The sequence below is a fragment of the Rubritalea sp. genome, from assembly GCF_039830215.1.
Classification (GTDB): domain Bacteria; phylum Verrucomicrobiota; class Verrucomicrobiia; order Verrucomicrobiales; family Akkermansiaceae; genus Rubritalea.
In genome coordinates this window covers 1-1,788 of sequence record NZ_JBDOPO010000005.1, presented here as the reverse complement: position 1 = coordinate 1,788, position 1,788 = coordinate 1, and the positions used below count along the sequence as shown (strand labels likewise).

1 protein-coding gene is annotated in these 1,788 nt (G+C 47.6%); it reads left to right on the top strand.

Going from position 1 to position 1,788, the window contains the following annotated elements; translation table 11 throughout:
- Positions 1-240: 240 nt before the first annotated feature.
- Complete coding sequence (locus ABGY95_RS00115) at positions 241-1,194, top strand: L,D-transpeptidase family protein (RefSeq protein ID WP_347439649.1); 954 nt, start codon at positions 241-243, stop codon at positions 1,192-1,194.
- Positions 1,195-1,788: the final 594 nt, after the last annotated feature.

The following is a 1,788-nucleotide window of genomic DNA, read 5'->3' as shown; positions in this document are numbered from 1 at the left end:
CCGAGTGGGAAAATGAATTACTCAGCCAAGCTGAGCTCTATCTCAAATTACAACATTCCATGCCAAAAGAGCTTATCTACCAACGCGAGCTGTTAGCCTCACGGATAATTGAATGAAAATTCACAGTAAAAGCCGGAAAGCTCGACTTCCCGGCTTTTTTATAGCTACAAATAGGACTCTCGAGACCGAGTAGAACGGCGCTTGCTAAGCATTGCAGAACTCCATAGCGTATGCACTTCAATGCAACTAATTCATGTTCTCCGCACCACTACTGTAATTCTATCCGCTACAACATTGCTCACTGGACCTCTCTATGCTGAAGACCGCCAGCACAATCCAGATGCATTCACCTGGAATCCTGAGTTATCGGAAAATGGCCCAGTTATGGTGACCGTAAGCTTAAAAAGCCAGACTGCAGCGGTTTACCGCAATGGTATAAAAATTGGCAGCACGGAAGTGAGCACTGGCTTCAAAGGCCACGAGACTCCCACCGGAGTTTTCCACATTTTAAATAAGGATAAAGACCATCACTCCAAAACGTATGGAAATGCGTCGATGCCCTACTCCGAGAGAATTACTTGGGATGGAGTAGCCCTACACGCGGGTGCTGTCCCTGGCCATCCGTCATCCCATGGCTGTATCCATCTTCCCTATGACTTCTCAAAGAAGCTCTTTGGCGTCACACACAATGGAACAACCGTAGTCATTACCGATGAAGAACCAGATATCCATGTTTCCCACGGCCACAAAGTTCAGTTCGAAGATGGCACAACGAGCAAGTTTACATGGCAGCCTGAACTCTCCCCGTCAGGCCCAATATCCATGATTTTCAGCAAGCCTGACAAAAAGCTCTACCTACTTCGCAATGGTATCACTATTGGTGAGTGCCCGGTCAAAACGAGCCTCTTTTCAAAACATGTTCGTGGGACATCTGCCTTTGTATTCAGTGGCTGGAAAATTGATGCGAAGGAAAAAGTATCGAATTCCTCGTGGACACAAGTAAGTGGACAAAGTGCACACCACACTGAAACGCTAGATGAATGGTTTAGGCTAGACCCACGGTTTCAATACCTACTTCAAGGCATAATCACTCCTGGAACCAACTTGGTAGTGACTAGCGACCCCGTCAAAAAACGCACGGCCAATGACTTCCCTCTCCTTCAAGGCAAACTCGAAGAAGCTGAAAGTAAATAATTACTATCACCTATTCCAATCAAGCCAACTCACCTTGCCCATAGCCTTGATGGTGAAAATTTCGTCCAGTTTTCCGTTATATCCATCCAGCGTAAAAAACACAGCTTAGAAGACGTAGCGCACCTATCCACATCTACTGTCCAAGCCATTAGCGACCAGGTCAGCGCCGTCCATAAAGTCCGCAGCATAGAAATCTGGTACCTGTATAAAGGCGGAGGACTAAAGCTCTATCAATGGGATGGGGAAAGTCACCATGTGGAAGCTACAGAACTCTCAGGCGCATCTAACCGATTCTGTCACGTGGTCCCAGCCCACCATTGGCAGGCGACTGGACAACTCAGCTTCAGCACCCTCCTTGGCTGCAGTGTCGCCCCCTCGTTTCGAATTTGAGAACTTCACTCCCTATGTGACTGCTGCGGGTTAGCTGAACAACTCAAACGAAGCTGCCAAGCTGACTCACTTGATCAGTTAGCTTAGACTGCCTACTCTGTCTTACATTTAAAATCTAAGAGCTAAGATTTATGCCGTGTCAGCTCCGACGCTGAATCCCCTCCGCGCTCGTCTATCCGAGTCTATTCACAGAGCTGTGTCAGG

Bases quoted from the DNA above. Each gene is read 5' to 3' on its own strand.
- ABGY95_RS00115 (WP_347439649.1), top strand. From the start codon at position 241: ATGCAACTAATTCATGTTCTCCGCACCACTACTGTAATTCTATCCGCT.